Origin of the sequence: Klebsiella sp. CN_Kp091 (assembly GCF_040065095.1) — a bacterium.
Taxonomy (GTDB): Bacteria; Pseudomonadota; Gammaproteobacteria; order Enterobacterales; family Enterobacteriaceae; genus Klebsiella; species Klebsiella aerogenes.
The window spans coordinates 1-660 of sequence record NZ_JBEAIO010000031.1 but is presented as its reverse complement, the minus strand read 5'-3'; the positions used below and the strand labels follow the sequence as shown (position 1 = coordinate 660).

General features: G+C 54.5%; 1 rRNA gene. It reads left to right on the top strand.

Annotated features, from left to right (window positions below):
* Nucleotides 1-660: ribosomal RNA gene (locus ABLV17_RS13610) — 23S ribosomal RNA — on the top strand; the annotation flags it as partial.

The window sequence follows — 660 nt, the reverse complement described above, 5'->3', positions numbered from 1 at the left end:
TCATCTTCGGGGGTAGAGCACTGTTTCGGCTAGGGGGTCATCCCGACTTACCAACCCGATGCAAACTACGAATACCGAAGAATGTTATCACGGGAGACACACGGCGGGTGCTAACGTCCGTCGTGAAGAGGGAAACAACCCAGACCGCCAGCTAAGGTCCCAAAGTCACAGTTAAGTGGGAAACGATGTGGGAAGGCACAGACAGCCAGGATGTTGGCTTAGAAGCAGCCATCATTTAAAGAAAGCGTAATAGCTCACTGGTCGAGTCGGCCTGCGCGGAAGATGTAACGGGGCTAAACTGTGCACCGAAGCTGCGGCAGCGACACTATGTGTTGTTGGGTAGGGGAGCGTTCTGTAAGCCTGCGAAGGTGGCCTGTGAGGGTTGCTGGAGGTATCAGAAGTGCGAATGCTGACATAAGTAACGATAATGCGGGTGAAAAGCCCGCACGCCGGAAGACCAAGGGTTCCTGTCCAACGTTAATCGGGGCAGGGTGAGTCGACCCCTAAGGCGAGGCCGAAAGGCGTAGTCGATGGGAAACAGGTTAATATTCCTGTACTTGGTGTTACTGCGAAGGGGGGACGGAGAAGGCTATGTTAGCCGGGCGACGGTTGTCCCGGTTTAAGCATGTAGGCGGAGGTTCCAGGTAAATCCGGTACCTT